Genomic DNA, 26,222 nt, shown 5'->3' with positions numbered 1-26,222 from the left:
GATTACACCCAGCCGCGCAGCCAGTACACCAGCAGGCCGGCGTATTCCTTGATGATGGAGCGGCTGGCGTCCAGCGTGCGCTCGTCCGGGATCCAGGCCGAGACCGAGCCGTCGGGCGGCAGCACGATCTGCTGCGGCGCGGGTGCTGCGATGGCTTCCACACCCTGCTTCGAGAAGGCCGCCATGGCGCGCGGCATGTGCAGCGCCGACGTCACCAGCAGCACCTTCTTGATCTCGTGCGCGCGCAGCGTGTCTTCGGTGAGCGCCGCGTTTTCGTAGGTGTTGCGACTGGAGTTCTCGAGGATCAGGGCCTGCTCGGGCACGCCCTGCTGGCGCATCCGATGTGCCATGCCCTTGGCCTCGCTCACGTCGCCTTCGAGCGCACCGCCCGAGAGCACCACCTTGGGCGCGCGGCCCGCCAGATAGAGCTCGGTGGCCGTATCGACACGCACCACGGCGGTGTCCTTGTCGTAGGGCAGGAACCAGTTGGCGCGGCCATTGGCCGTGTTGCCGCCCAACACCACGATCGCATCGGCGGTGGGCGCCTGGGCAGGCTGCAGGTGCGGATAATGGGTTTCGAGTTTGCCGCCGAAGTAGAGCGACGTGGCCGGCAGTGACCACGCGGCGGCCCACAGCACGCCGGCCGCGATCAGCGTCGCGCCGGTCTTGCGCAGCCGAAAGAGGCCCAGCACGAGGCCGAGTATCACCAGGGTGATACAGAGATTGAGCGGAATGATGAGGCTGGTCAGGTAACTCGTGATCTGCATATCAATTCGGGTTCTGCCCGGGCAGGTCGCCGGCGAGCAATGCTACGGTCGTACTTTCCACGGCGTCCTGGGTGGGCCAGGCGTCCTCGTCGCCGAGCAGGATCGCCTTCGGTGACCAGGGGCCGGTGCGGCTGCGCCGCGTCACGCCAAAAAGCGTGAGTTCGTTCGCGCCGGCCGCGGCCGCCACGTGCGAAACCCCGGAATCATTGCACACCACCAGGGCCGCCCGTCGGGTGAGCGCGGCGAACGCGCCCAAGGGCAGCGGCGCCAGCAGCGTGGCGGTGGGTGCGTTGCGGCGCGCCTCGTCCACTTCGGATGCCGGTGGGCACATTAACACGGTATGACCCCGTTCCTGCAAGTGGCGGGTGAGCCCGTCGAAGCCCGGCCAGACCTTGACCTTGCCCTTGTGCAGGCCGGTGGCCGTGGGCGCGATCAGCACGAAGGGCTTGTCGGCCAGCCCCGCGTCGGCGAGGGCGGCGTCGGTCTGCGCCACCTGAGCCGCGGTCACCGGCAGATCCAGCTCGGGCGCGGGTTGTTCGGGGCCGTTGGGCAGACCCCAGGCGCCGAGGGCCTGGCGGGTCAGGTAGTACCAGGATTGCACGGCGTGCAGCGGCCGGGCCGGTTTGCGTACCGGCCAGCGCAGCAGCAGGCTGCGGCCATCGTCCCGATAGCCCGCGCTCGGAACGCCGGCCAGGCGGAACACGGCGGCGCTCGAGAGGGAATCCGGCAGGACGAGGCCTCGGGCCGCGCGCGCGTTCGCGCCCAGCGTGAGGCGATGCGCCCGCACGGCCGCCCGGTCGGCGCCGAGCTTGCCGCGCATGGGGATGAAGCCGGCCAGATCCAGGCCGGCGAGCAGCTCGCGGGCCCAGGGCCGGGCGCACACCACCACCGGCACGCCGGTAGCGAGCGCGAGCCGCAGGCTGGGCAGGCTCATGCAGACATCGCCCACCCAATTGGGCATGCGCACGTAAAGACACGGAATGGACATAGAGGGGTGTTTTGCTAAGAGTCGGATAGGCTCGGCGGCGCGGCGGGCGCCGGGCGGGCGGGGCCCGGACGCTGGCCGCCAGCCTGTCGGCCAGTACAATCACGGGCACAATTGTATTAAAGCGAGTGATTCCTTGAATTCTGCCGCACGCAACGCGTCCGCCGGGTCGCAGCCGGTCAGGCCCGAACTCTGGCGACGCATCTACAGCCGGGTGGGGTCATACTGGAAAGGCCTGGCCCTCGCCATCCTGCTGATGGCAGGCGCCGCCGCCACCCAGCCGACCCTGGCGATCATCATGAAGCCGCTGCTCGACGATGGCTTCTCCGGTGCCAAGCCGTCGTATATGTGGTCGATTCCGCTGGCCGTGGTCGGGTTGATCATGCTGCGCGGCGTCTGCAACTTCTTCTCCGACTATCTGCTGGCCTGGGTCGCCAACAACGTGTTGCTCGGCATCCGCCGCGACATGTTCAACCGTCTGCTGGGTCTGCCCGACGCGGATTTCAAGCGCGGCGATACCGGCCGCCTGCTCAATCGCTTCACGATCGACGCCGGCAACGTCACGGGTTACGCCACCGACGTGATCACGGTGCTGGTGCGCGAAACCCTCGTCGTCATCGCCCTGATCTGCGTGCTGCTCTACATGTCGTGGATGCTCACGCTCATCATCCTGGTGATGCTGCCGGTGTCGGTGCTGATCGCCCGCACGTTCATCCGCCGCCTGCGCAAGATCAACCGCGAAACCGTGAACATGAACGCCGAGCTCACGCGGGTCGTGAGCGAAGGCATCGACGGCCAGCGCGTCATCAAGCTGTTCGACGGCTACGAGTCCGAGCGCGGCCGCTTCAGCTTCGTCAACGCCAAGCTGCGCCGTTACGCGATGCGCACGGCCACGGCCGACGCGGCCATGACGCCGCTCACGCAGGTCTGCATCTCCATCGCCGTGGGCGCCGTCATCGCCGTGGCGCTGGGCCAGGCGAATGCCGGCGCGCTCACCGCGGGCAGCTTCGCGTCGTTCATGGCCGCCCTGGCGCAGCTGTTCGATCCGATCAAGCGCCTGACCAACCTGGCCAGCAAGATGCAGAAGATGCTGGTCGCCGCCGAAAGCGTGTTCACGCTGGTCGACCAGGAGCCCGAAACCGATACCGGCACGCGCAAGCTGGCCGAGCCGGTGCGCGGCAAGGTCGAGTTCCGCAACGTCACGCATCGCTTCCCCGACGCCAGCCGCGACACCGTCTCGCAGGTGTCGTTCGAGGTGCTGCCGGGCCAGACCGTGGCCCTGGTGGGGCGCTCGGGTAGCGGCAAGACCACGCTGGCCAACATGTTGCCGCGGTTCGTGCTGCCCACCGAGGGCCAGATCCTGGTCGACGACGTGCCGGTCGACGAGCTCACGCTGCAGAACCTGCGTTCGCACATCTCGCTGGTGAGCCAGGATGTCGTGCTGTTCGACGACACCATCGCCGCCAACGTGGGCTACGGCGCCCTGGGCGAGGCCGACGACGCGCGCGTGCGCGAGGCCCTGGCCGCGGCCAACCTGCTGGACTTCGTCGACAGCCTGCCGCAGGGCATGCACAGCGCGGTAGGCGAAAACGCCGCGCGCCTGTCGGGCGGCCAACGCCAGCGGCTGGCCATCGCGCGTGCGCTCATCAAGAACGCGCCCATCCTGATTCTGGACGAGGCCACGTCGGCCCTGGATAACGAATCCGAGCGCCAGGTCCAGGCCTCGCTCGAGCGCCTGATGCGCGGCCGCACCACGCTGGTGATCGCCCACCGTCTCTCCACGGTCCAGAACGCCGATCGCATCGTCGTGCTGGATAACGGCCAGATCGTGGAGCAGGGCCCGCACGAAGAACTGCTGGCGGCCAACGGCCTGTACGCCTCGCTCTACAACATGCAGTTCCGCGAAGACTGAGCCCGGCTCGGCTGCGCGAAGAAAACGCCCGGCGACCTCGCGGTCCCGGGCGTTTTTGCATCTGCGGCTGCCTGAGGCGGCTTCGTTGACGGCCCGCCTTGGCGCGCCCTCGCATCGCGTGCAGCGCGTCGGTTGTGTCGCCCTTCGGCGGCGGCGCGCGGGCCTCAGCCCGGCCGCATGGCCTGCGACCGGCCGCGCAGGCCGAGCGCCGTCAGCAGCAGCACCGCCGCGGCCACCGCCACCACGATCACATAAGCGTGATCGAAGGCACCATGCGCCAGCCGGACCAGCTCGGCGCCGGTGCCCGCATCGAGCCGGCTCGCCATCTCCAACGCCTGGTCCAGGCTGTCGCGCACGGCTGCGTCGGCTTGCAGCGCGGCGGGCGTCACCAGGGTGCGGGCGTACACCGCCGTCAGCAGGCTGCCCAGCAGCGTCACGCCCAGCACATGGCCCATCTCATAAGAGACCTCTTCGATCGACGCCGCCATGCCGGCGCTCTCCACCGGCGCGCTGCCCATCACTGCGTTCGAGGCGGCGGTGATCGCGGCGCCCAGGCCCAGCCCCAGCACCGACAAGGCAATCACCTGAATCATCGGCGAGTGCGCATGCAGCAGCGCGGTGCCCGCCATGCCGAGGCCGGCCGTCAGCAACGCCGCGCGCATCACGGTCTGCTGACCTGCGCGCCCGATCATCAGGCCGGCCAGCGGACCGGACACCGCGGCGGCGGCGGGCACCGGCAACAGATAGAGCGCGGCGTGCAGCGGACTCATGCCCATGACCAGTTGCAGGCGCTGGCTCAACACGAGCTCCATGCCCACCAGCGTGGAGCTCGCCACCAGCGCCACCAGCACGCCTTGGCGGAACGCAGGCAGGCGGAACAGGCCGAAATCGATCATCGGCCGAGCGCTGCGCCGCTGGCGCCGCACGAACACCCCGCAAAACACCACGCCGAGCAGGGCGGCGACGCTCGCGCCGGCGTACCAGGGCTGCGGCATGCTGAATTCCTTGATGGCGTAGACCACGCCCACCATGCCGATCAGGATCAGCACGGAGCCCACCGGATCGAAAGGACGCACGGCATGACCCGCGTCCGCCTCGGCGATGCGCGTCGCGGGCCACAGCAGCAGCAACACGATCGGCACGTTGATGAGGAACACCGAGCCCCACCAGAAGAATTCCAGCAGGATGCCGCCCACGACGGGGCCGAGCGCGGCACCGCCCGCGGCGATGGCCGCCCACACGCCGATGGCGAGCGCCCGTTCGCGCGCGTCGGTGAAGGCGTGGCGCAGCAGCGACAGGGTGGCCGGCATCATCATGGCCGCGCCGAGGGCCAGCAGCACGCGATTCGCAATGAGCCACGCGGCGGTGGGCGAAAAGGCCACGCAGGCCGACGCCAGACCGAACACGATCAGACCCGAGACGAACATGCGCTTGGCGCCGAAGCGATCCGACAGCGCGCCCGCGCCGGGCAGCAGGCCCGTGACCGCCAGCGGGTAGGCGTTGATGATCCACAGCTTGGCGGACGCGTCCGCGTGCAGGGCGTGGGTCAGGCGGGGAAGGGCGGCGTACAGGACGGTGGCATCCACCGTGATCAGAAGCAGCGCGACCGAGACGATCGCCAGGACGCGCCAGCGGTTGGGGGAAAGCGGAAGGGACTGCATGAAACAACACCTCGGCCCGGCTTCTCGCGAGCGCGAGGAAGGGCCAACATGGACACCGGACGAGAGGTCCGTGGGCTATAATATAAATCCATACGTATGTATTGAAAAGAGGGCGAATATGGGGCGCAAGCGAACCATCGACCGCGACAAAGTGCTCGACGCGGCGGAAGCCATCGTCGCCCGCGAAGGCGCGGCCGGCCTCACCATCGACGCCGTCGCCCGCGAAATGGGCGTGACCAAAGGCGGCATCCAGTACTGCTACGGCAGCAAGGACGCGCTCATCGACGCCCTGTTCGAGCGCTTCGGCAAAGGCTACGAAACCCTGTTCGCCGACATCGCGGGCACGTCGCCCGGCCCGCTCGAGCGCATCGCGGGGCACGTGGGCGCCACCCACGGCTCCGACGCGCTCTCCAACGCCAAAGCCGCCGGCCTGATGGCCACCCTGATCCAGTCGCCCGAACACCTGGCCAGCACCCAGGCCTGGTATCGCAGCCGCATCGACGGCCTGGACCTGACCACCGAGGCCGGGCGCCGGGCGCGCCTCGCGTTCCTGGCCACCGAAGGCGCCTTCATGCTGCGTTTCTTCAACCTGCTGCCCATGGACGCCACCGATTGGGACGCCGCATTCGAAGACATCCGCAGCCTCCTGCCCGCGCCACCCGCCCGGAAGCGTTGAGCGCCGGGGCGCGCGGCCGCGGCGCAAGGGTGTGCATTACCTGATCAGATCGACGTGTTCGGGCGCGCGCCCGGCTTGGAACTTGCAAGAGGCTGAACAAGGGCATGATTGTTGCTGACCTCCGGGGAACCCCAGCCCGGCAAAGGCATACGCTGAGTGTGGTCAGGGGTGTCCCTATATTGGAAAGCCATGAAGCAGCACCCCGGGACCTCGCTGATCAGCACAGTCGAGATCCTCCAGCCCAATACGGTCAGCTTTTTCTGGCGCATTCTCACGATCGACGAGGATGCCGGGCGAATTCACTCCATCACGGAAGCGCGGGAGCGGTTCCTCACGTTCGCCTCCGCGCAGGCGGCAGGTGAGGTCGCGTTACGTGACCTTGAATTCGCTTAGAAAGGGCTCAGAGCCCGTGGACGTGGATGTAGAACGTCCCAGCGAGATACCGTTCCAACATGGAGCGATACCGCTGCGTCGGAGGCGTTCGGGCGTACCAGGCTTGAGCGGCAGCCTCTGCGGCGCATTCGTCGGAACTATTGGCGCGGGCCCAGAGGGCTCCCATTGCCCCTGCCTGGTACTCAGACATCACCATGGTGTGTTTGGCTGCCGGTGCCATGCTGGCGACTCCGTGGATCAGGCGGAAAATGTTTCCGCCTGCGCCTACACCATACTCGGTCACGACGCGCATTGATCGCGCTCTTGCGAACTGTTGCATCATCTCGAGAGGGTCAGAACCCGGTACGCCTAAATCAAAATAATGTCGTAGTTCTCTTGCGAGTAGGTCGCCTCGACCTCCAGCGAGATCGGCTTGCCCACGAAATCGCCCAGCATGGCCAGATGCTGGCTTTCTTCTTCCAGGAATAGATCCACCACGCTCTGCGCCGCGAGGATGCGGAATTCCTTGGGGTTGAACTGCCGTGCCTCGCGCAGGATTTCGCGCAGGATCTCGTAGCAGACCGTCCTCGCGGTACGCACGTTGCCGCGCGCCTGGCACATCGGGCAGGGTTCGCACAGCTGATGCGCGAGCGAGTCGCGGGTGCGCTTGCGCGTCATTTCGACCAGGCCCAGCTGCGTGAAGCCATTCACGGTCATGCGCGTGCGATCGCGCGACAGCGCCTTCTTGAGTTCGCTCAGCACGGTGTCCCGATGCTCGGCGTCCTCCATATCGATGAAGTCCAGGATCACGATGCCGCCCAGATTGCGCAGACGCAACTGGCGCGCGATGGCTTGCGCGGCCTCGAGATTGGTCTTGAAGATGGTGTCGTCGAAATTCCGGCCGCCCACGAAACCGCCCGTGTTCACGTCCACCGTCGTGAGGGCTTCGGTCTGGTCCACGATCAGATAGCCGCCGGACTTCAGGTCGACCCGGCGCGACAGGGCGCGCGCAATTTCTTCGTCGACATTGGCGGTGTCGAACAGAGGCCGTTCGCCACTGTAATGACGGATGCGGTCGGCCACCGAGGGCGTGTACACGCGGGCCCATTCCTGCAGCTCGGCCGTGGTGCTGCGCGAGTCCACCAGAATGCTGCCGGTGTGCGGGCTGACCATGTCGCGCAGCACGCGCTGACCGAGTGTCAGGTCGCGATGCAGCGCGGTGGGGGCGGGGTGAGTGCGCGCCGCGGCCTGCACGCTGCTCCAGAGTTTGCGCAGGTATTCCAGATCCGCCGCGATTTCCTCGTCGTTTGCGCCTTCGGCCTGCGTGCGTACGATGAAACCGCCTTTCTCTTCTTCGGGCATGAGCTTCTGCAGCCGCTCGCGCAGCTGAACGCGCTCCACCTCGGAGTCGATCTTCTGAGAAATGCCGATGTGCGGGTCGTGCGGCAGGTACACCAGCATGCGGCCGGCAATGCTGATCTGCGTGGACAGGCGCGCGCCCTTGGTGCCCAGCGGATCCTTGATCACCTGCACCATCAAGGTCTGACCCTCGAACAGCAGCTTCTCGATGGGCGTCGGATTGTGCCCCTGGCTACGCTCCAGGCGATTCTCGCGCAGGTCCGCAATGTGGATGAAGGCCGCGCGCTCGAGCCCGATATCGATAAAGGCACTCTGCATGCCCGGCAATACCCGCACGACACGACCGAGATAGATATTGCCGACCTGGCCACGCTGGATGCTGCGTTCGACGTGCAGCTCCTGCACGGCGCCTTGGGCCACCAGGGCAACACGGGTCTCGAAAGGGGTGACGTTAACCAGGATATCTTCTGTCATTGTTGTCCGTGTCGTAGATGCGGTCCTCGATGGCGTAGGGTACCGTAAGTCCCGCAGCCCGTCCGTGCGATGACGGGCTGCTTGTCGCTGACGTTCCTGTGAGCGCCGCCAGTGGTGGCGCGCGCGCGTGCCGGCAGCGGAGTCCGCGCCTCTGCACCCGCTATATATAGCGGAGGCGCGTCTTGGGGGGCTTCCTGGCGATCCGGCGGTCAGAGGAGCCGGCGATACGGCGATACGGCGACGTGGAGGCCTAGCGAGTCAACTATATGGCGATGCAGCGACCCCTAGGCCGCGGTTCCCTCGATTCACGCGGTCGCTAGGTCGCTAGGTCGATAGGTCGATAGGTCGATAGGTCGATAGGTCGATAGGTCGATAGGTCGATAGGTCGATAGGTCGATAGGTCGGGCGGACGGGCGGGCGATCGCGTGCCCACGTGGCCTGGCACATCTGTAGCCGGACAGCCCGCCAGGGAACGCGCACCTATATATAGCGAGGCGATCCTCTGCGCAGAAGCTGCCCGCCATGCGACCGGGTCTGTCCGCATGCGCGCCTGTCGCGCGCATCGGGGGCGGCGCCTTTGGCCGATGCCGAAAGACGCGCAACGGTACGGCTGCGCAATACCGGCGGGATGCACGGCCCGTTGTTGGACCTAACGCACTCGCTCCCTATATAGAGTAGAGGGGGGAGGGCGGGGCAGAGGACCGCGTTGGCACAGCCTGTCCAAGATGCGTCCCCGCCCCGCGAGAAAAAATTTGCTGTGACGCAGGAACTGTCGCATTCAGGGAGAGTCCTACTCCCTTGTTCTTCAGGATTACGCCGAGAACATTGCTTGCCTGACAGTGTGCCAGGGCGTGAACCCCGGCCCCCAGGGCATCTTCCATTGCACCAAAGCCTGCTTTTCCCTGGGAAGCGAGTCATTCTTCCCCGAGAAATCAGAGAGCGTGCCGCTTTTTTTTCATCGAAATGAAGAAAATTTGGCATTTGGATGACACGGCGTTTTTTTCCGTGCTATAGTTCGCCCCCTTCGCTGCTCACACAACAGTGTGAACGACGAAGCCGAAGCGGCAAGTGCTGTTTCGCCGGCCTCAAAGCGGTTGCCACCTGAGTGGGACGCGAGGCGCGAAACAGGGCTTTCAGCGCAGGAACGGAAGCTTGCTTCCGAGGTTGTCCGAAAGGGCTTACCGAATTCCAGCGTTGCACGGTGAGCTGCAAATTGTGCGCACTGAGTTGCACGATCTGCAAAAACTGTGTTATAGTTTCGGACTTGGCAGTTGTCAAAACGTTAGGGTTAACCCTGATGTTCTGAGAAAGGCCAAAGCAGAAGGCAAGCGATGTCGGCAACGACGCAGCGAGCCGGAAGCGAGTGAGGTGGTTGGTAAGTGAGTCAGCGACGTGATGAATAAATAAATTCAAAACTGAGTTGACAAACGAAAAAAACTTCTTCATAATCTCGTTTCTCTGCTGCTGACACAGCAAACGACGCGAAGCGAAAGCGGCGCAGCGAGGCGAGTCAGTAAGTGGGCAAGAATTTAGCAGTACCGCTCTTTAACAACTAAACAGCCGATAAGTGTGGGCACTTGATGCGAGTGCGCAGTCGGTCAGATTTCGGTCTGGCAGACAAAGCAAAAGTATCAAAGTGCTCACAATATGAAGTAAGGTTTTTTAAACCTCACTTCCTTTGAGAGCAAGCGAAGTCGCTGTCTTCGGATAGCGGCGCAAAACAGAGATTAAACTGAAGAGTTTGATCCTGGCTCAGATTGAACGCTGGCGGGATGCTTTACACATGCAAGTCGAACGGCAGCACGGACTTCGGTCTGGTGGCGAGTGGCGAACGGGTGAGTAATGTATCGGAACGTGCCTAGTAGCGGGGGATAACTACGCGAAAGCGTAGCTAATACCGCATACGCCCTTCGGGGGAAAGCGGGGGACCTTCGGGCCTCGCACTATTAGAGCGGCCGATATCGGATTAGCTAGTTGGTGGGGTAATGGCTCACCAAGGCGACGATCCGTAGCTGGTTTGAGAGGACGACCAGCCACACTGGGACTGAGACACGGCCCAGACTCCTACGGGAGGCAGCAGTGGGGAATTTTGGACAATGGGGGAAACCCTGATCCAGCCATCCCGCGTGTGCGATGAAGGCCTTCGGGTTGTAAAGCACTTTTGGCAGGAAAGAAACGGCACGGGATAATACCCCGTGCAACTGACGGTACCTGCAGAATAAGCACCGGCTAACTACGTGCCAGCAGCCGCGGTAATACGTAGGGTGCAAGCGTTAATCGGAATTACTGGGCGTAAAGCGTGCGCAGGCGGTTCGGAAAGAAAGATGTGAAATCCCAGAGCTTAACTTTGGAACTGCATTTTTAACTACCGAGCTAGAGTGTGTCAGAGGGAGGTGGAATTCCGCGTGTAGCAGTGAAATGCGTAGATATGCGGAGGAACACCGATGGCGAAGGCAGCCTCCTGGGATAACACTGACGCTCATGCACGAAAGCGTGGGGAGCAAACAGGATTAGATACCCTGGTAGTCCACGCCCTAAACGATGTCAACTAGCTGTTGGGGCCTTCGGGCCTTGGTAGCGCAGCTAACGCGTGAAGTTGACCGCCTGGGGAGTACGGTCGCAAGATTAAAACTCAAAGGAATTGACGGGGACCCGCACAAGCGGTGGATGATGTGGATTAATTCGATGCAACGCGAAAAACCTTACCTACCCTTGACATGTCTGGAATCCCGAAGAGATTTGGGAGTGCTCGCAAGAGAACCGGAACACAGGTGCTGCATGGCTGTCGTCAGCTCGTGTCGTGAGATGTTGGGTTAAGTCCCGCAACGAGCGCAACCCTTGTCATTAGTTGCTACGAAAGGGCACTCTAATGAGACTGCCGGTGACAAACCGGAGGAAGGTGGGGATGACGTCAAGTCCTCATGGCCCTTATGGGTAGGGCTTCACACGTCATACAATGGTCGGGACAGAGGGTCGCCAACCCGCGAGGGGGAGCCAATCCCAGAAACCCGATCGTAGTCCGGATCGCAGTCTGCAACTCGACTGCGTGAAGTCGGAATCGCTAGTAATCGCGGATCAGCATGTCGCGGTGAATACGTTCCCGGGTCTTGTACACACCGCCCGTCACACCATGGGAGTGGGTTTTACCAGAAGTAGTTAGCCTAACCGTAAGGAGGGCGATTACCACGGTAGGATTCATGACTGGGGTGAAGTCGTAACAAGGTAGCCGTATCGGAAGGTGCGGCTGGATCACCTCCTTTAAGAGCTTAGCGCTCGTAGCAAGTGTCCACGCTTATCGGTTGTTGAAATATAGCTGCTGTGGATCGTACAGATCCGAGAGAAAGAGTCTGGGGTCTGTAGCTCAGTCGGTTAGAGCACCGTCTTGATAAGGCGGGGGTCGTTGGTTCGAATCCAACCAGACCCACCAAGTTATTCCGAGTGATCGGGGTATGGGGGTGTAGCTCAGCTGGGAGAGCGCCTGCTTTGCAAGCAGGATGTCATCGGTTCGATCCCGTTCACCTCCACCACTGCCTGGCTTAGCCGGGTGTTGGTAGAAATCTAGACAGCAAGAGTTCAACGATTAGCGCTGCGAGTCAGTGTTAATCGTTGGGTTTAGGCCTGACAGCTATATTTGTTCTTTAACAATTTGGAAGAAGCACAACGTAAAGTGTTCATCAAGTAATCGGCGCAAGCCTGATGAAGATGGATACGGGTTGTGATTGCATGATTTTGTTCCAAAGTCTCAAGCTCGATGCGCACGCAAGTGTGTGTTGAGAAAAGCTTTGATAGAACGGCACAAACGCGAAATGTCAACAAGCGTCCTATAAGACTTCAGTGTTATAGGATCAAGCGACTAAGTGCACATGGTGGATGCCTTGGCGATCACAGGCGATGAAGGACGTGGTAGCCTGCGAAAAGCTACGGGGAGCTGGCAAACAAGCTTTGATCCGTAGATATCCGAATGGGGAAACCCACCGCGCAAGCGGTATCCCTGACTGAATACATAGGTCAGTGGAAGCGAACCGGGTGAACTGAAACATCTCAGTAGCTCGAGGAAAAGAAATCAACCGAGATTCCGAAAGTAGTGGCGAGCGAAATCGGAAGAGCCTTCACGTTTTAGCTAACAGCATAGTCGAACAGTCTGGAAAGTCTGGCCGTAGCAGGTGATAGCCCTGTAGACGAAATGTTGATAGTGGAACTAAGCGTGAGATAAGTAGGGCGGGACACGTGAAATCCTGTTTGAAGATGGGGGGACCATCCTCCAAGGCTAAATACTCGTGATCGACCGATAGTGAACCAGTACCGTGAGGGAAAGGCGAAAAGAACCCCGGAAGGGGAGTGAAATAGATCCTGAAACCGTGTGCATACAAACAGTCGGAGCCTCCTTGTGGGGTGACGGCGTACCTTTTGTATAATGGGTCAGCGACTTACATTCAGTGGCAAGCTTAACCGGATAGGGAAGGCGTAGCGAAAGCGAGTCCGAATAGGGCGTTCAGTCGCTGGGTGTAGACCCGAAACCAGATGATCTACCCATGGCCAGGTTGAAGGCACGGTAACACGTGCTGGAGGACCGAACCCACTAGTGTTGAAAAACTAGGGGATGAGCTGTGGATAGGGGTGAAAGGCTAAACAAATCTGGAAATAGCTGGTTCTCTCCGAAAACTATTTAGGTAGTGCCTCAAGTATTACTGCAGGGGGTAGAGCACTGTTATGGCTAGGGGGTCATGGCGACTTACCAAACCATGGCAAACTCCGAATACCTGCAAGTACAGCTTGGGAGACAGAGCACCGGGTGCTAACGTCCGGACTCAAGAGGGAAACAACCCAGACCGCCAGCTAAGGTCCCAAATTATCGCTAAGTGGGAAACGAAGTGGGAAGGCATAGACAGTCAGGAGGTTGGCTTAGAAGCAGCCACCCTTTAAAGAAAGCGTAATAGCTCACTGATCGAGTCGTCCTGCGCGGAAGATGTAACGGGGCTAAGCGATAAACCGAAGCTGCGGGTGTATATCTTTAGATATACGCGGTAGGAGAGCGTTCTGTAAGCCTGCGAAGGTGGCTTGTGAAGGCTGCTGGAGGTATCAGAAGTGCGAATGCTGACATGAGTAGCGATAAAGGGGGTGAAAAGCCCCCTCGCCGTAAGTCCAAGGTTTCCTGCGCAACGTTCATCGGCGCAGGGTGAGTCGGCCCCTAAGGCGAGGCAGAGATGCGTAGCTGATGGGAAGCTGGTTAATATTCCAGCACCGTCGTATAGTGCGATGGGGGGACGGATCGCGGAAGATCATCAGGGTGTTGGATGTCCCTGTTGCTGCATTGAAGATGGCGCTTAGGCAAATCCGGGCGCGTAAATCAAGGGTGTGGCTCGAGCGAGCATGTCTCGCGAAGTGATTAGAAGTGGTTCCAAGAAAAGCCTCTAAGCTTCAGCTATACGAGACCGTACCGCAAACCGACACAGGTGGACGGGATGAATATTCCAAGGCGCTTGAGAGAACTCGGGAGAAGGAACTCGGCAAATTGATACCGTAACTTCGGGAGAAGGTATACCCCGGTAGTGTGATGCGCCTGCGCGCTGAGCATGATGGGGTCGCAGAGAATCGGTGGCTGCGACTGTTTATTAAAAACACAGCACTCTGCAAAGACGAAAGTCGACGTATAGGGTGTGACGCCTGCCCGGTGCCGGAAGGTTAAGTGATGGGGTGCAAGCTCTTGATCGAAGCCCCGGTAAACGGCGGCCGTAACTATAACGGTCCTAAGGTAGCGAAATTCCTTGTCGGGTAAGTTCCGACCTGCACGAATGGCGTAACGATGGCCACACTGTCTCCTCCCGAGACTCAGCGAAGTTGAAGTGTTTGTGATGATGCAATCTACCCGCGGCTAGACGGAAAGACCCCATGAACCTTTACTGTAGCTTTGCATTGGACTGTGAACCGGTCTGTGTAGGATAGGTGGGAGGCTTTGAAGCGAGGTCGCTAGATCTCGTGGAGCCAACCTTGAAATACCACCCTGGTTTGTTTGCGGTTCTAACCTTGGTCCGTTATCCGGATCGGGGACAGTGCATGGTGGGCAGTTTGACTGGGGCGGTCTCCTCCCAAAGCGTAACGGAGGAGTTCGAAGGTACGCTAGGTACGGTCGGAAATCGTGCTGATAGTGCAATGGCATAAGCGTGCTTGACTGTGAGACTGACAAGTCGAACAGGTGCGAAAGCAGGACATAGTGATCCGGTGGTTCTGAATGGAAGGGCCATCGCTCAACGGATAAAAGGTACTCTGGGGATAACAGGCTGATACCGCCCAAGAGTTCATATCGACGGCGGTGTTTGGCACCTCGATGTCGGCTCATCTCATCCTGGGGCTGTAGCCGGTCCCAAGGGTATGGCTGTTCGCCATTTAAAGAGGTACGTGAGCTGGGTTTAAAACGTCGTGAGACAGTTTGGTCCCTATCTGCCGTGGGCGTTGGATACTTGACGGAGCCTGCTCCTAGTACGAGAGGACCGGAGTGGACGTACCTCTGGTGTACCGGTTGTCATGCCAATGGCATTGCCGGGTAGCTAAGTACGGAAGAGATAACCGCTGAAGGCATCTAAGCGGGAAACTCGTCTGAAGATAAGGTATCCCTGGGGGCTTGACCCCCCTGAAGAGTCGTTCAAGACCAGGACGTTGATAGGTCGGGTGTGGAAGCGCAGTAATGCGTTAAGCTAACCGATACTAATTGCTCGTGAGGCTTGATCCTATAACTCTCAAGTCTTAATTAACCGTGTAGAGCGCAACTAACCCTTGCCCCTCGCACGTGACGCTGGCCGACATCGTGCCAGTGCCGTTCAAACACAATCAACGCAACCCATACACACAATACGTGCTCTCGATGACCAGTCCCCGCCCGGCGCATACCGCCCGGCCCGACTGCGACACGAGCGCGGTGCTTCTTCCAGATTCAAGTGCTTGACCCTCGCGTCAACCGCTTACCGGTTACGCCTGACGACCATAGCAAGGTGGCCCCACTCCTTCCCATCCCGAACAGGACCGTGAAACGCCTTCGCGCCGATGATAGTGAACATTCGTTTGTGAAAGTAGGTCATCGTCAGGCTTTTATTGCTCAAAACCCCACTGGCTCACGCCAGTGGGGTTTTGTCTTTTAGGTGAAGCCACTGGCTTCGCAGATTCAGGGCTCGCTCAGGTAGCCCGCGCCGGCATACGCCGGACATCGACCTGGCAAGAATATGGCGTCTACCGCCCACGGTTACGCCTGACGACCACAGCAAGGTGGCCCCACTCCTTCCCATCCCGAACAGGACCGTGAAACGCCTTCGCGCCGATGATAGTGAACATTCGTTTGTGAAAGTAGGTCATCGTCAGGCTTTTATGCCCCGAACCCCGCTGGAGAGATCCGGCGGGGTTTTTGTTTTTGCGAGCGCCTCGCTCCGCGGCTGAGCTGAGCCTCGGCGCGTCGGCCAGCGGAGGCTCATGGCCTGGGCGCATTGGCCGGCGGACGATCATGGCCTCGGCGCGTCGGGCGGCGGACGATCGTGGCGTCGGGCGGCGGACGATCATGGGAAAATAGCGGCGTGAAAAAAATGTCTTCTTCTTCGACGGCCTGCCCCTGCGATCTGGGCAAGGACTACCAGGCTTGCTGCGGCCGCTGGCATCAGGGGCCGCTTGCGCTGCAGGCGCCCGACGCGCCCGCGCTCATGCGCTCACGCTACAGCGCGTTCGTGCTGGACGAGATCGCGTATTTGTTGGCGACCTGGCATCCCGAGACGCGGCCGTCTGAGCTCGAGCCGAATGCGCCCGACCTGAAATGGCTGGGCCTGGAGGTGAAGCGCAGTGCGCAAACGGACGCCGACCACGCGGTCGTGGAGTTCGTGGCCCGCTGCCGTCAGGCCGGACGGGCCACGCGCATGCACGAAACCAGCCGATTCGAGCGCATCGAGGGCCGCTGGTACTACCTGGACGGCGAGCATCGCTGAGCGGGCGCTCGACCGCAGTCGCGCGCATTTGCTGCACCTGTTCGAGCGGGTGGCCTCACCACGAGGCGCGGCAGTGCTCTGCGGCGGGATGACCGCCACGATAGGCGTCGTTCAGCAGGCAGCGTCAGCGCAGCCTTGCGTATCGCAGGAATGCGGCCGGCCGTGGCCGGCGCCGTGTCACGGGATCGTTGATAGGCCGCGCGCAGAGCGGGTCAGCGAACCAGGTCGGCGTATTGCGGGTGCCGGCGTATGTAGGCCGCCGCGTAGGAACACAGGGGCTGCACCTGCCAACCCTGGTCGCGTGCGTAGTCGAGTGCCGACTGAGTGAGGCGGGCGGCAATGCCGCGGCCGCCGACGGCCTGGGGCACGCCGGTATGCAGAATCGCCATGACCTGATTGCGCACCTGGTAATCGAGTTCGCAGGCGTGGCCGTCGACGCGGGTTTCGAAGCGCTGGCGCGCCGAGTCGTGGTGAATGTCGCTCATTCGGTGGGGGCTCCTGGTCTGGCGGACCGCAACAGGGCAAGAATGGCGCCCAATTGCTGATCGCGCTCGGTGGCAAGGCTGGCGAGCGATCGGCCGGAGGCTTCGGACTGCACGCCAGCCACCAGTTTACGCTGCAGCTCGGGTGTGAGTTCGGGATGGCCGAGGTCGTCCCACCAGGCCTGCATCGGACCCAGCAGATGGTCCATGAAATGCTGCAGGCCGCCGGCGCCGCCGCCCAGATTGAACGTCATGTGCGGGCCGAACAGCGCCCAGCGCAGGCCCGGGCCCTGCGCGACCGCGGCATCGATGTCGGCCACGCTCGCGACGTCTTCGGCGACGAGGTGTACGGCTTCTCGCCATAGCGCCGCCTGCAGGCGGTTGGCGATATGGCCGGGCACTTCTTTGTTGAGCCTTATCGGGTATTTGCCCAGACCGCGATAAAAATCCATCGCGCGCGCCAGCGCGTCGGGCGCCGTGCGCTCACCGCCCACCACCTCGACGAGCGGAATCAGGTGCGGCGGGTTGAAGGGATGGCCGATCAGGCAGCGCCCGGGGTAGCGGCATCCGGACTGCAGGCGGCTCATCAAGAGCCCGGAAGAGCTGGAGGCGATCAGCACGTGCTCGGGCAGCACGGCATCCATGCGCGAAAACAAGTCGATCTTGAACGCCTCGCGCTCGGGCGCGTTTTCCTGGACGAAGTCGGCCTGATCCAGCGCGGCCTCGAGCTCGGTCTCGAAGCGTAGCTGATCAAGGGAGGCGCCGGCCACGACGAGCCCGGCCTGCGTCAGCGCGGGCCACGCGGCGTGAATTCGCGCCAGGGTCTGGGCGCAGGCGTCGGGAGCCGGATCGAACATGGCGACCGAGAGGCCACGGGCCAGGAACAGGGCGGCCCAACTGGCGCCGATGGTGCCGCCGCCGACCACGGCGACATGCGAGATGGGAGGGGTGTGCATGCTGGCGCCCCGCCAGCGCGGGGAATGGGATGCGGAAGTGCTGATGTTGCAGTCGCGGAGCAGGCCGCGCAACCGGGAATGCGCCCATTGCGGGGCGGCGCAACGCGTGGCTGACGACGCCCGTGAGTGTGCGCGGGATGCGGCGCAAGGCGTGGCTGACGAGGGCGCGAGCGTGCGCGGGGCGGGGCGCCACGCATGGCTCACTGCGCCGCGGGAATGCAAGGGGCGCGGCGCGTGGTGCCGGCGTCGGACTTGTGCCATGACGGTGCGGGCGCTATGGTGGAACGCGCCGCCCGCGGGCGGCGCAGTGACCAACGACGAACGCAACGATGCAAGGGGAACAGAGTGACTGAGCTTTGGCGCATGTCGGCAGCGGAATTGGCCGGGCATATCCGGGCGGGTGAGGTGTCGGCCGTGGAGGCGGCAGAGGCCGCGCTGGAACGGCTCGACGCGGTGAATCCGCAGCTGAACGCGGTGGTGGATCATCGTCCGGACGAGGTGCTCGCGCAGGCGCGCGAAGCCGATGCGAGCCGTGCGCGCGGCGAGCATCCGGGGCCGCTGGCCGGTGTGCCGGTGACCGTGAAGATCAACATCGACCAGGCCGGTTACGCGACCAGCAACGGCGTGAAGCTGCAAGCCCAGGTGATCGCGCGCGAGAACAGCCCCGTGGTGGACAACCTCAAACGGGCCGGCGCGGTCATTCTCGGTCGTACTAATACCCCGGCGTTCTCGCTGCGCTGGTTCACCGACAATCTGCTGCACGGCGCCACGCGCAATCCGCGCAATGCCCGGCTCACACCCGGGGGTTCCTCGGGCGGCGCGGCGTCGGCGGTGGCGGCCGGCATCGGTCACATCGCCCATGGCACCGACATCGCGGGCTCCATCCGTTATCCCGCGTATGCCTGCGGCGTGCACGGTCTGCGGCCGACGCTCGGCCGGGTGGCGGCGTTCAACGCGGCGCTGCCGGAGCGCTCGCTCGGCGGCCAGATCACCGCGGTGTCCGGGCCGCTGGCCCGGACGATCGCCGACGTGCGGCTCGCGCTCGCCGTCATGGCCGCGCCCGATCCGCGCGATCCCTGGTGGGTGCCGGCGCCGCTGCAGGGCCCGGTCGTGCCGCGGCGCGCGGCGCTGTGCGTGAGTCCGGAAGGCCTCGAGGTGCAGCCCGCTGTCGAAAAGGCGCTGCGCGATGCGGCCGCGTCCCTGCGCGAGGCCGGTTGGGAAGTGGATGAAGTGGATCCGCCGCCGATGCGCGAAGCGGCTGCGCTGCAACTGCGCATGTGGCTCGCCGATGGGTACGATGCCATGCTGGATGCGGCGCGGCGCGAGGGGGATCCCGGCGCGATGACCGCGCTGGCGGGACAGCAGGAGGTGGCGCGCGGGCTGGATCTGCCGGGTTATGTCCAGACCCTGACCCGCCGGGCCACCCTGGTACGCGACTGGGAGCTGTTCTTCTCGCGTTATCCGGTGCTGCTCACGCCCGTCTCCAGCGAGGTGCCGTTTCCGGATGGCCTCGACCTGCAGGGCGAGTCGGCTTACGCGCGCGTCTGGGCGGCGCAGCTGACGCAGATCGCCGTGCCGTTCATGGGGCTGCCGGCGCTGTCGGTGGCGACGGGAGAGACCCAGGGCCCGGACGGCCCCGCGCCGATGGGCGTGCAGATCATCGCGGGCCGGTATCGCGAAGACCTCTGCCTGGCCGCGGGCGCGGCGATCGAGGCGGCGCTACCGCCCGTGCAGATCGCGCAGCCGGCGGGCTGAACCACGCGGGGCGGCGCTGCCGCCGCCGTTCATGCGGGTGGGCGCCACTCGTGGCGTAGCAGGCCCATCATGCCGGTATCCCAGCGTTCGTCGTCCACGCGGGTCGACGAACGGCGCACGCCTTCGAAGGCGAAGCCCAGCGTTTTGTAGGTGTGGATCGCGACCTCGTTGAACATGTAGACGTTCAATTCCACGCGCTGGATGTCGGGCATGTCGAAGGCCAGGTCGATGAGCTGGCGCAGCATCGGCCGCGCCAGGCCCTGGCCACGCGCCTGTGGCGCGATCACGATGCGCCCGAGCCGCGCGTTGCCGTCCTGCCAGTCGTAGGCGATCTGGCCGTGGCCGACCGCCCGGTCTTCGTGCCAGGCCGTCCAGCATTGCCGTTGCGGACGCGTTCCGCGGCCTTCGGCGAGCATGACCTCGAACTGCGCGGCCGTGAGGGGATGTCGGACATGCGAGCCGCCCCATTGCGAGACCGCTCGCTGGCTATCGAACCAGCTCGCAAGCGCGTCGAAATCGGCGGGGTCGAAGGCGCGTAGCTGCATGGCCGCGATCAGGCGCCCAGCAGCAGCATGGTCCAGAGCGCGATCATGGCGATCAGGCCCAGCCAGCATGCGCCCCAGAATCCCACGATCGGCCATTTGACGGCCAGCGGTACGCGCTTGGGATCGACGTGCGCCAACTGCTCGTTGGCATGGCCCACGATCCAGAACTTGGTACGCGGAAACATCAGGCGCAGGAAATAGTCGAGAAAGATCGCCGCGCGGATCGAAAACGGATACTGGCCGAAGGGCTTGTGCTTCAGGTAAGGATGCTTGAGTTCGGCATTCACCTGGCGCTGTGCCACGAAGAACAGATACAGGCCGCTGATCGTGCACGTGATGAAGCAGGTCGCCAGCAGGCTGAAGATGTACATGAAGATCGGGGATTGAGTTGCCACTTGCCTTAACCTCGGGTCTGGCCTTCGCCGTTGAGTACCCATTTCAGGGTGGTGAGGCCTTCGAGGCCCACGGGGCCGCGCGCGTGCAGCCGGTTGGTGGAGATGCCGATCTCCGCGCCCAGCCCGTATTCGAAGCCATCGGCGAAGCAGGTCGGCAGGTTGACATAGACCGAGCTCGAATCGACCTCGCGCTGGAAGCGCTCGGCTGCGCTCAGGTCCTGCGTGACGATGGCATCGGTATGGCCCGAGCCCCAGCGCGCGATGTGCTCCATGGCATCGTCGAGCGTGTCCACCACGCGGATCGCCAGGATCGGGCCGAGGTACTCGGTGCCCCAGTCTTCATCGGAGGCCGGTAGGGCGTCGGGCAGCAGGGCGCGCGTGCGTTCGCAACCACGCAGCTGCACGCCGTGTTCGCTCAGCGCGCGGCCGAAACGGGGCAGGAAGGTCGAGGCCACCGAGGCGTGCACCAGCAGCGTTTCCATCGAGCCGCAGATACCGTAGCGGTAGGTCTTGGCGTTGAACGCGATCTCGAAGGCGCGATCGAGGTCTGCTGCCGCATCCACATAGACGTGGCAGTTGCCATCGAGGTGCTTGATGAGCGGCACGCGCGCCTCTTGGGCGAGACGTGCGATCAGGCCCTTGCCGCCGCGCGGGACGATGACGTCCACGTGTTCGGTCATGGTGATCAGCTTGCCGACGGCCGCCCGGTCGGGCGTGTCGATGACCTGCACCGCGGCGGGCGGGAGCTCGGCCGCGCGCAGGCCGGCCTGCACGATGCGGCCCAGAGCCAGGTTCGAATGCAGCGCCTCGCTGCCGCCACGCAGGATGGTGGCGTTGCCGGACTTCAGGCAGAGCGCGGCCGCGTCGATCGTGACGTTGGGGCGGGACTCGTAAATGATGCCGATGACGCCCAGCGGCACCCGCATCTGCGCCACGCGCATGCCATTGGGGCGGATGCTGGCGCCGGTGAGGCTGCCGATCGGATCCGGCAGATTGGCGATCTGGCGCAGGCCTTCGGCCATCAGGTCGATCGAGCGATCCGACAGCGTGAGGCGGTCGAGCAGGGCCGGCTCGATGCCGTTGGCGCGTGCGGCGTCGAGGTCGCGCGCATTCGCGGCCTTCAGCGCGTCGCGCTCGGCGCCGAGGGTCTCGGCCATGATGTGCAGGGCACGGTTCTTGGCGGCGCCGCTGGCGCGCATCATGGCGCGTGAAGCCTGGCGGGCGTTCTCGCCCAGGGCGAGCATGGTCTGTTCTATCGTGGACATGGCGGTGGTCTCGCTGGCTGCGCCGTTGGAACGGCGTCCGGTATGTCTGGGGCTATCCCCGGAAGTGTAGCTGGCTCTCCCGGTCCGGTCGTCGGAGGGCGGGCAGGGCATCGTGGGGTGCGGTATCGGCCGGAACCGGACGGGCGCCGGTCGACATCGCGGGGGCGAAGGCGGCGGTCGAAACCGCCTTCACGGTCGTCCGGCGGCGGCCACGCGCAGCGCGAGCCGCGTCATCTCTTCCCAGGCGTCGGACAGGCGGCCCGGCACGCTCAGGCCTTTGATCAGCCGGTCGACTTCGTGCGCGTGCTGCACGGCGGCGGGCCAGCCTTGAGGCGGCACGCGCGACAGCGCCTGCATCGCGAGCCGTTCGTGCGCGCCGAAGATGCGCAGCCGGCGCATCAGGCCGGGCACGTCCTGGTTCTGGGCGCGCGCCTGGGCGATCCGAGCGAGCAGGCGGATCTCTTCGCCGACGGCCCAGAGCACCAGCGGCAAGGCCTCGCCCTCGGCGCGCAGGCCGTCGATCATGCGGACGGTGCGTCCGATGTCGCCGGCCAGCATGGCGTCGCGCAGGCCGAAGACATCGTAACGGGCGACGTTGAGCACGGCGCGCTCGACGTCGGCGCCCGCCAGCTCGCCTTCGGGGTAAAGCAGGCCGAGCTTCTGGATTTCCTGGTGGGCCGCCAGCAGGTTGCCTTCGACCTTGTCGGCCATCCATTGCAGGGTGGCCGAGTCGGCGCGCTGGTTTTGCCGCGCGAGACGGGCGCCGATCCAGCCCGGCAGGCGGCCGCGTTCGATGGTGGGTATCTCGGCATAGATGCCGGCGCGCGCCACCGCCTGCGCCCAGCGCGACTCGCGCGTGGCCTTGTCCAGGCGCGGCAGCGCGATCACGACCAACGTGGAATCGTCGGGCTGGGCCTGAGCCTGTTCGGCCAGCTTGGCGAGGGTGTCGCCGCCAGTCTTGCCGGGTTTGCCGGTCGGGATCTTGAGCTCGAGCAGGCGCCGGTCGCCGAACAGCGAAACGCTCTGCGTGGCGGCGGCCACCGCGCTCCAGTCGGAGCGGGCGTCCATCACCATCGAGGTCCGGTCGGTATAGCCGGCCTCGCGTGCCGTCGCGCGCAGCGCATCGACGGCCTCGGTGACGAGCAGGGGCTCGTCACCGGAGATCGTGTAGAGCGGGGCCAGCCGGCCACCCGCGCGCCGCAGGTGGTCGATGAGCCCGTCACCGTCCATCGCCTGAGCCATCGGTCAGAGCGGGTCCAGCTGGCGGTTGATGCTCGGGCTGTTCCAGGGTTGCGGCGTGGTGTTTTGCGGCACGGCGGACTTCGGATCGAAGACCGGTGCGTCGGGATCGGCCTTGCCCGCGCGGACCCGCTCGGCGGCCACGCGCACGTCGGGCGCCGTCAGGCGACGCATCAGACGCTGCACGATGGACTGCTGCATGGCCTTGTAGAGGGTTTCCATCTGCGTCTGCTTGGCCTGCACGATCTGCTCGTCGTAGGGCATGTCGCGATAGACGGCGAACGTGGTGTCGGGCAACAGGGCGTTGCCCTTGTTGTCGATCAGGCGGAAGCTGAAGATGACGCCCAGTTCGTATTCCTCGACCCGGCCCTGCGCGTTGAGCGAGACTTCGCGCTGCGTGCGCCGCATCTCGGTCTGCTGCAGGATGGCTTCGGCTTCGTCGGGACGCTCGACCTGACGCGTGTTGGGCGAGGCCGCCTTCAGCTGGCGGCGCAGGTCGGCGCCGAACAGGGTGTTGTCCGGAATGCCGATGTACATCGTGTCGAACGGCAGCGGCGTTTCGCCCTTGAGCGCGAAGCCGCAGGACGTCAGCAGCATGAGCACCGCCAGGCCGGCGGCGCGGCCCAGCCATTTCAGGGAGGAGAGCGGGGAGTGCCCGGCGATGTTCATGCGTGACCTCATCAGCCTACAACGTTGACCAGCTTGCCCGGAACGACGATCACGCGCTTGGGCGGACGGCCCTCGAGGAAACGGGCCACCTCTTCCTGGGCGGCGGCCAGCTTCTCGATCTCGTCTTTGGAGGCTTGCGCCGCGACCCGGATCGACCCGCGCAGTTTACCGTTGACCTGCAGCATCAGCTCGATTTCGTCGGCGATCAGCGCCGCTTCGTCGACGTGCGGCCACGGGGCGTCGAGCAGGTCGCCCATCGGGGCGGCATAACCGAGTTCGCGCCAGAGATTCCAGGTGACGTGCGGCACGACCGGGTAGAGCACGCGCAGCAGCACGCCGATGGTTTCGGCGAGCGCGGCGTCCGTGGCCGGGCCTTCGGGCAGCGTGGCGTTGTCGATGGCGTTGAGCATTTTCATGCAGGCCGACACGACGGTGTTGTACTGGATGCGCTGGTAGTCGTAATCGGCCTGCTTGAGCAGACCGTAGACCTCGCGGCGCAGGTCTTTGACGGCGGCCGGCGCCTGCGTCCAGTCGGCGCCCTGGGCCAGACCGCGCGCCACGGCGTCGCGCTGCGCGTGGCACAGCGCCCACAGGCGGCGCAGGAAGCGGTTGGCGCCTTCGACGCCGGAGTCGGACCACTCGAGCGTTTGCTCGGGCGGGCTCGCGAACATCACGAACAGGCGCGCGGTATCGGCGCCCTGCGTGTCGATCAGCGACTGCGGATCCACGCCGTTGTTCTTCGACTTGGACATCGTGCCCACGCCGCCATAGGTGATCTCGCTGCCGTCGGACTTCAGGCGCGCGCCGGTGATGGCGCCCTTGGCGTCGTAGGTGTTTTCGACTTCTTCGGGCCAGAAGTACTCGACGCCGCCCTGCGGGGTCTTGCGCGAGTAGATGTGGTTGAGCACCATGCCCTGGCACAGCAGCTTGGTGAACGGCTCGTCGAAATTGAGCAGGCCCAGGTCACGCATGACCTTGGTCCAGAATCGTGCGTACAGCAGATGCAGCACGGCGTGTTCGATGCCGCCGATGTACTGGTCCATCGGCATCCAGTAGTCGTTGCGGGCATCCACCATCGCGTCGCCGTTGCCCGGCGAGGTGTAGCGCATGAAATACCACGACGAGTCGACGAACGTGTCCATCGTGTCGGTTTCGCGGCGCGCGGGCTTGCCGCAGCTCGGGCACTTGCACGACAGGAAGGCTTCGTTCTTGGCGAGCGGATTGCCGGAGCCATCGGGGATGAGGTCGTCGGGCAGCACCACCGGGAGATCCTGCTCCGGCACCGGCACCGGGCCGCAGTCTTCGCAATGGATGATCGGGATCGGGGTGCCCCAGTAGCGCTGGCGCGAGATGCCCCAGTCGCGCAGGCGCCAGGTGGTCTGCTTTTCGCCGAGGCCGGCGGCGACGAGGTCGGCCGCGATCGCGTCGACGGCTTCCTTGTAGGCCAGGCCGTCGTATTTGCCCGAATTCACGGTGCGGCCGGTCTGCTTGTCGCCGTACCACTCCTGCCAGGCGGCGTCGGAGTAGGTCTTGCCCTCTTGGGCGATGACCTGGCGGATCGCGAGGCCGTACTTGCGGGCGAAGGCGAAGTCGCGTTCGTCGTGCGCGGGCACGCCCATCACGGCGCCGTCGCCGTAGCTCATCAGGACGTAGTTGCCGACCCACACCTCGACGGGTGCGCCGGTGAGCGGATGCGAGACGGTCAGGCCGGTGGGCATGCCTTCTTTTTCGCGCGTGGCCATTTCGGCCTCGGTGGTGCCGCCCAGCTTGCACTGCTCGATGAAGGCGGCGAGCGCCGGATTGGTGCTGGCCGCCAGCGTGGCGAGCGGATGCTCGGGCGCCACGGCGGCGAAGGTCACGCCCATCAGCGTGTCGGCGCGCGTCGTGAAGACGTAGAGCTTGCCGTCCTGGATGAGGGCGCCGTCGGCACCCTTGATCGTGTGCGGGAACGCCAGGCGCACGCCTTCGGATTTGCCGATCCAGTTTTCCTGCATCACGCGCACGCGCTCGGGCCAGCCGGGCAGGCCCGTCTGCACTTGCGACAGCAGCTCTTCGGCGTAATCGGTGATGCGCAGGTAGTAGCCGGGGATCTCGCGCTTCTCGACCAGCGCACCCGAACGCCAGCCGCGGCCGTCGATCACCTGCTCATTGGCGAGCACGGTCTGGTCGACCGGATCCCAGTTGACGACCTGCGTCTTGCGGTAGGCAATGCCCTTGTCGAGCATCTTGAGGAACAGCCACTGGTTCCACTTGTAGTAGGCCGGATCGCAGGCGCACATCTCGCGCGACCAGTCGATCGCCAGACCCATCGCCTTCATCTGCTTCTTCATGTAGGCGATGTTGTCGTACGTCCACTTGGCGGGCGGGACCTTGGACTTGATGGCGGCGTTCTCGGCGGGCATGCCGAAGGCATCCCAGCCCATGGGCATCAGCACGTTGTAGCCGCGCATGCGCAGCTGGCGCGCCATCATGTCGTTGATGGTGTAGTTCCGCACGTGGCCCATGTGCAGCTTGCCGCTGGGGTAGGGCAGCATCGAGCAGGCGTAGAACTTGGGCTTTTCCTCACCGTCGGCGGTGCGGGCGTGCTCTTGGACGAGATAGGCGTCGCGGGCCTGCCAGTCTTGTTGGGCGGCCGCTTCGACGGCGTTGGGTTGATAGCGTTCCTGCATGGACTCGTGCGCGTAGAAAGAGGAAGAGGCCGACACCGGGGCGGGTCGGCCAAAACCATAGATTATAGGGCTACCCCCGG

The 26,222-nt window shown here is 64.1% G+C and carries 17 protein-coding genes, 2 tRNA genes and 4 rRNA genes; 11 read left to right on the top strand and 12 right to left on the bottom strand.

Annotated features, from left to right (window positions below):
• Positions 1 to 2 precede the first annotated feature (2 nt).
• Positions 3 to 767, bottom strand: a complete 765-nt coding sequence (locus CEK29_RS13605; protein ID WP_094800831.1) for a YdcF family protein — start codon at positions 765 to 767, stop codon at positions 3 to 5.
• 1 nt (position 768) lies between these two features.
• Entirely contained in the window at positions 769 to 1,755 is a 987-nt protein-coding gene (locus tag CEK29_RS13600) for a glycosyltransferase family 9 protein (RefSeq protein ID WP_255176156.1), read from the bottom strand.
• Between the two features lie 133 nt (positions 1,756 to 1,888).
• On the opposite strand from CEK29_RS13600, the gene msbA reads away from it, so the two are divergent.
• Entirely contained in the window at positions 1,889 to 3,664 is a 1,776-nt protein-coding gene (gene msbA, locus CEK29_RS13595) for a lipid A export permease/ATP-binding protein MsbA (RefSeq protein WP_094800829.1), read from the top strand.
• A gap of 164 nt (positions 3,665 to 3,828) precedes the next feature.
• Here the strand turns inward: msbA and CEK29_RS13590 are convergent, their stop codons facing one another.
• Positions 3,829 to 5,325, bottom strand: a complete 1,497-nt coding sequence (locus CEK29_RS13590) for an MFS transporter (RefSeq protein ID WP_094858434.1) — start codon at positions 5,323 to 5,325, stop codon at positions 3,829 to 3,831.
• Between the two features lie 118 nt (positions 5,326 to 5,443).
• On the opposite strand from CEK29_RS13590, the gene CEK29_RS13585 reads away from it, so the two are divergent.
• Together CEK29_RS13585 and CEK29_RS13580 are read left to right on the top strand one after the other, a co-directional pair.
• A complete protein-coding gene (locus CEK29_RS13585; protein WP_094858433.1) occupies positions 5,444 to 6,001 on the top strand; it encodes a TetR/AcrR family transcriptional regulator in 558 nt (185 codons plus the stop codon).
• Between the two features lie 189 nt (positions 6,002 to 6,190).
• Positions 6,191 to 6,394 (top strand): hypothetical protein, encoded by a 204-nt coding sequence (locus CEK29_RS13580; protein WP_094800823.1) that lies wholly within the window; start codon positions 6,191 to 6,193, stop codon positions 6,392 to 6,394.
• A 348-nt stretch (positions 6,395 to 6,742) separates the two neighbouring features.
• On the opposite strand, the gene rng is transcribed toward CEK29_RS13580, so the two are convergent.
• Positions 6,743 to 8,206, bottom strand: coding sequence for a ribonuclease G (gene rng, locus CEK29_RS13570; protein ID WP_094800819.1), 1,464 nt, complete (start codon positions 8,204 to 8,206; stop codon positions 6,743 to 6,745).
• Between the two features lie 1,729 nt (positions 8,207 to 9,935).
• On the opposite strand from rng, the gene CEK29_RS13565 reads away from it, so the two are divergent.
• The 7 genes from CEK29_RS13565 (at position 9,936) to CEK29_RS13535 (ending at position 16,167) form a co-directional block, all read left to right on the top strand.
• A 16S ribosomal RNA gene (locus CEK29_RS13565) occupies positions 9,936 to 11,466 on the top strand.
• Between the two features lie 90 nt (positions 11,467 to 11,556).
• A tRNA-Ile gene (locus CEK29_RS13560) sits at positions 11,557 to 11,633 on the top strand.
• Between the two features lie 24 nt (positions 11,634 to 11,657).
• Positions 11,658 to 11,733 (top strand) — tRNA-Ala (locus CEK29_RS13555).
• Between the two features lie 316 nt (positions 11,734 to 12,049).
• Positions 12,050 to 14,933: ribosomal RNA gene (locus tag CEK29_RS13550) — 23S ribosomal RNA — on the top strand.
• 241 nt (positions 14,934 to 15,174) lie between these two features.
• Positions 15,175 to 15,287 (top strand): 5S ribosomal RNA (gene rrf / locus CEK29_RS13545).
• Between the two features lie 158 nt (positions 15,288 to 15,445).
• A 5S ribosomal RNA gene (rrf, locus tag CEK29_RS13540) occupies positions 15,446 to 15,558 on the top strand.
• The 16S, 23S and 5S rRNA genes sit together here with 2 tRNA genes alongside, the layout of an rRNA operon.
• A 207-nt stretch (positions 15,559 to 15,765) precedes the next feature.
• Entirely contained in the window at positions 15,766 to 16,167 is a 402-nt protein-coding gene (locus tag CEK29_RS13535) for a YchJ family protein (RefSeq protein ID WP_176456905.1), read from the top strand.
• A gap of 212 nt (positions 16,168 to 16,379) precedes the next feature.
• Here CEK29_RS13535 and CEK29_RS13530 read toward each other — a convergent pair whose 3' ends face one another.
• On the bottom strand, positions 16,380 to 16,652 hold the full coding sequence (locus tag CEK29_RS13530; protein WP_094858430.1) for a GNAT family N-acetyltransferase: 273 nt from the start codon (positions 16,650 to 16,652) through the stop codon (positions 16,380 to 16,382).
• Positions 16,649 to 17,605: a 3-hydroxyacyl-CoA dehydrogenase NAD-binding domain-containing protein gene (locus CEK29_RS13525; RefSeq protein ID WP_094858541.1), complete on the bottom strand. Its 957-nt coding sequence runs from the start codon at positions 17,603 to 17,605 to the stop codon at positions 16,649 to 16,651. The genes CEK29_RS13530 and CEK29_RS13525 overlap by 4 nt, the downstream gene beginning before the upstream one ends.
• A gap of 345 nt (positions 17,606 to 17,950) precedes the next feature.
• Between CEK29_RS13525 and CEK29_RS13520 the strand changes: the two genes are divergently transcribed.
• On the top strand, positions 17,951 to 19,360 hold the full coding sequence (locus tag CEK29_RS13520; protein WP_094800764.1) for an amidase family protein: 1,410 nt from the start codon (positions 17,951 to 17,953) through the stop codon (positions 19,358 to 19,360).
• 29 nt (positions 19,361 to 19,389) lie between these two features.
• Here CEK29_RS13520 and CEK29_RS13515 read toward each other — a convergent pair whose 3' ends face one another.
• The 6 genes from CEK29_RS13515 to leuS form a co-directional block, all read right to left on the bottom strand.
• Entirely contained in the window at positions 19,390 to 19,905 is a 516-nt protein-coding gene (locus CEK29_RS13515; RefSeq protein ID WP_094858429.1) for a GNAT family N-acetyltransferase, read from the bottom strand.
• An 8-nt stretch (positions 19,906 to 19,913) separates the two neighbouring features.
• Positions 19,914 to 20,276 carry a hypothetical protein gene (locus tag CEK29_RS13510; RefSeq protein WP_094800760.1) on the bottom strand — a complete coding sequence of 121 codons (363 nt, stop codon included), beginning with the start codon at positions 20,274 to 20,276 and terminating at the stop codon, positions 19,914 to 19,916.
• Between the two features lie 29 nt (positions 20,277 to 20,305).
• Positions 20,306 to 21,565, bottom strand: coding sequence for a glutamate-5-semialdehyde dehydrogenase (locus CEK29_RS13505; RefSeq protein WP_094858428.1), 1,260 nt, complete (start codon positions 21,563 to 21,565; stop codon positions 20,306 to 20,308).
• A gap of 189 nt (positions 21,566 to 21,754) precedes the next feature.
• On the bottom strand, positions 21,755 to 22,807 hold the full coding sequence (gene holA / locus CEK29_RS13500; RefSeq protein WP_094800756.1) for a DNA polymerase III subunit delta: 1,053 nt from the start codon (positions 22,805 to 22,807) through the stop codon (positions 21,755 to 21,757).
• Positions 22,808 to 22,810: 3 nt separating this feature from the next.
• Positions 22,811 to 23,473 carry an LPS-assembly lipoprotein LptE gene (locus tag CEK29_RS13495; protein WP_094800754.1) on the bottom strand — a complete coding sequence of 221 codons (663 nt, stop codon included), beginning with the start codon at positions 23,471 to 23,473 and terminating at the stop codon, positions 22,811 to 22,813.
• A gap of 11 nt (positions 23,474 to 23,484) precedes the next feature.
• Complete coding sequence (gene leuS / locus CEK29_RS13490) at positions 23,485 to 26,142, bottom strand: leucine--tRNA ligase (protein WP_094858427.1); 2,658 nt, start codon at positions 26,140 to 26,142, stop codon at positions 23,485 to 23,487.
• Positions 26,143 to 26,222: the final 80 nt, after the last annotated feature.

This window comes from Bordetella genomosp. 5, assembly GCF_002261475.1.
GTDB lineage: Bacteria > Pseudomonadota > Gammaproteobacteria > Burkholderiales > Burkholderiaceae_B > Bordetella.
This window is presented reverse-complemented; position numbering and strand designations above follow the sequence as displayed.

Coding starts and splice junctions, on each gene's coding strand:
- CEK29_RS13580 (WP_094800823.1), top strand. CDS start 6,191: ATGAAGCAGCACCCCGGGACCTCGCTGATCAGCACAGTCGAGATCCTC.
- CEK29_RS13525 (WP_094858541.1), bottom strand. CDS start 17,605: ATGCACACCCCTCCCATCTCGCATGTCGCCGTGGTCGGCGGCGGCACC.
- CEK29_RS13605 (WP_094800831.1), bottom strand. CDS start 767: ATGCAGATCACGAGTTACCTGACCAGCCTCATCATTCCGCTCAATCTC.
- CEK29_RS13495 (WP_094800754.1), bottom strand. CDS start 23,473: ATGAACATCGCCGGGCACTCCCCGCTCTCCTCCCTGAAATGGCTGGGC.
- leuS (WP_094858427.1), bottom strand. CDS start 26,142: ATGCAGGAACGCTATCAACCCAACGCCGTCGAAGCGGCCGCCCAACAA.
- CEK29_RS13505 (WP_094858428.1), bottom strand. CDS start 21,565: ATGTCCACGATAGAACAGACCATGCTCGCCCTGGGCGAGAACGCCCGC.
- CEK29_RS13600 (WP_255176156.1), bottom strand. CDS start 1,755: ATGTCCATTCCGTGTCTTTACGTGCGCATGCCCAATTGGGTGGGCGAT.
- CEK29_RS13530 (WP_094858430.1), bottom strand. CDS start 16,652: ATGAGCGACATTCACCACGACTCGGCGCGCCAGCGCTTCGAAACCCGC.
- CEK29_RS13515 (WP_094858429.1), bottom strand. CDS start 19,905: ATGCAGCTACGCGCCTTCGACCCCGCCGATTTCGACGCGCTTGCGAGC.
- holA (WP_094800756.1), bottom strand. CDS start 22,807: ATGGCTCAGGCGATGGACGGTGACGGGCTCATCGACCACCTGCGGCGC.
- rng (WP_094800819.1), bottom strand. CDS start 8,206: ATGACAGAAGATATCCTGGTTAACGTCACCCCTTTCGAGACCCGTGTT.
- CEK29_RS13585 (WP_094858433.1), top strand. CDS start 5,444: ATGGGGCGCAAGCGAACCATCGACCGCGACAAAGTGCTCGACGCGGCG.
- CEK29_RS13510 (WP_094800760.1), bottom strand. CDS start 20,276: ATGTACATCTTCAGCCTGCTGGCGACCTGCTTCATCACGTGCACGATC.
- CEK29_RS13590 (WP_094858434.1), bottom strand. CDS start 5,325: ATGCAGTCCCTTCCGCTTTCCCCCAACCGCTGGCGCGTCCTGGCGATC.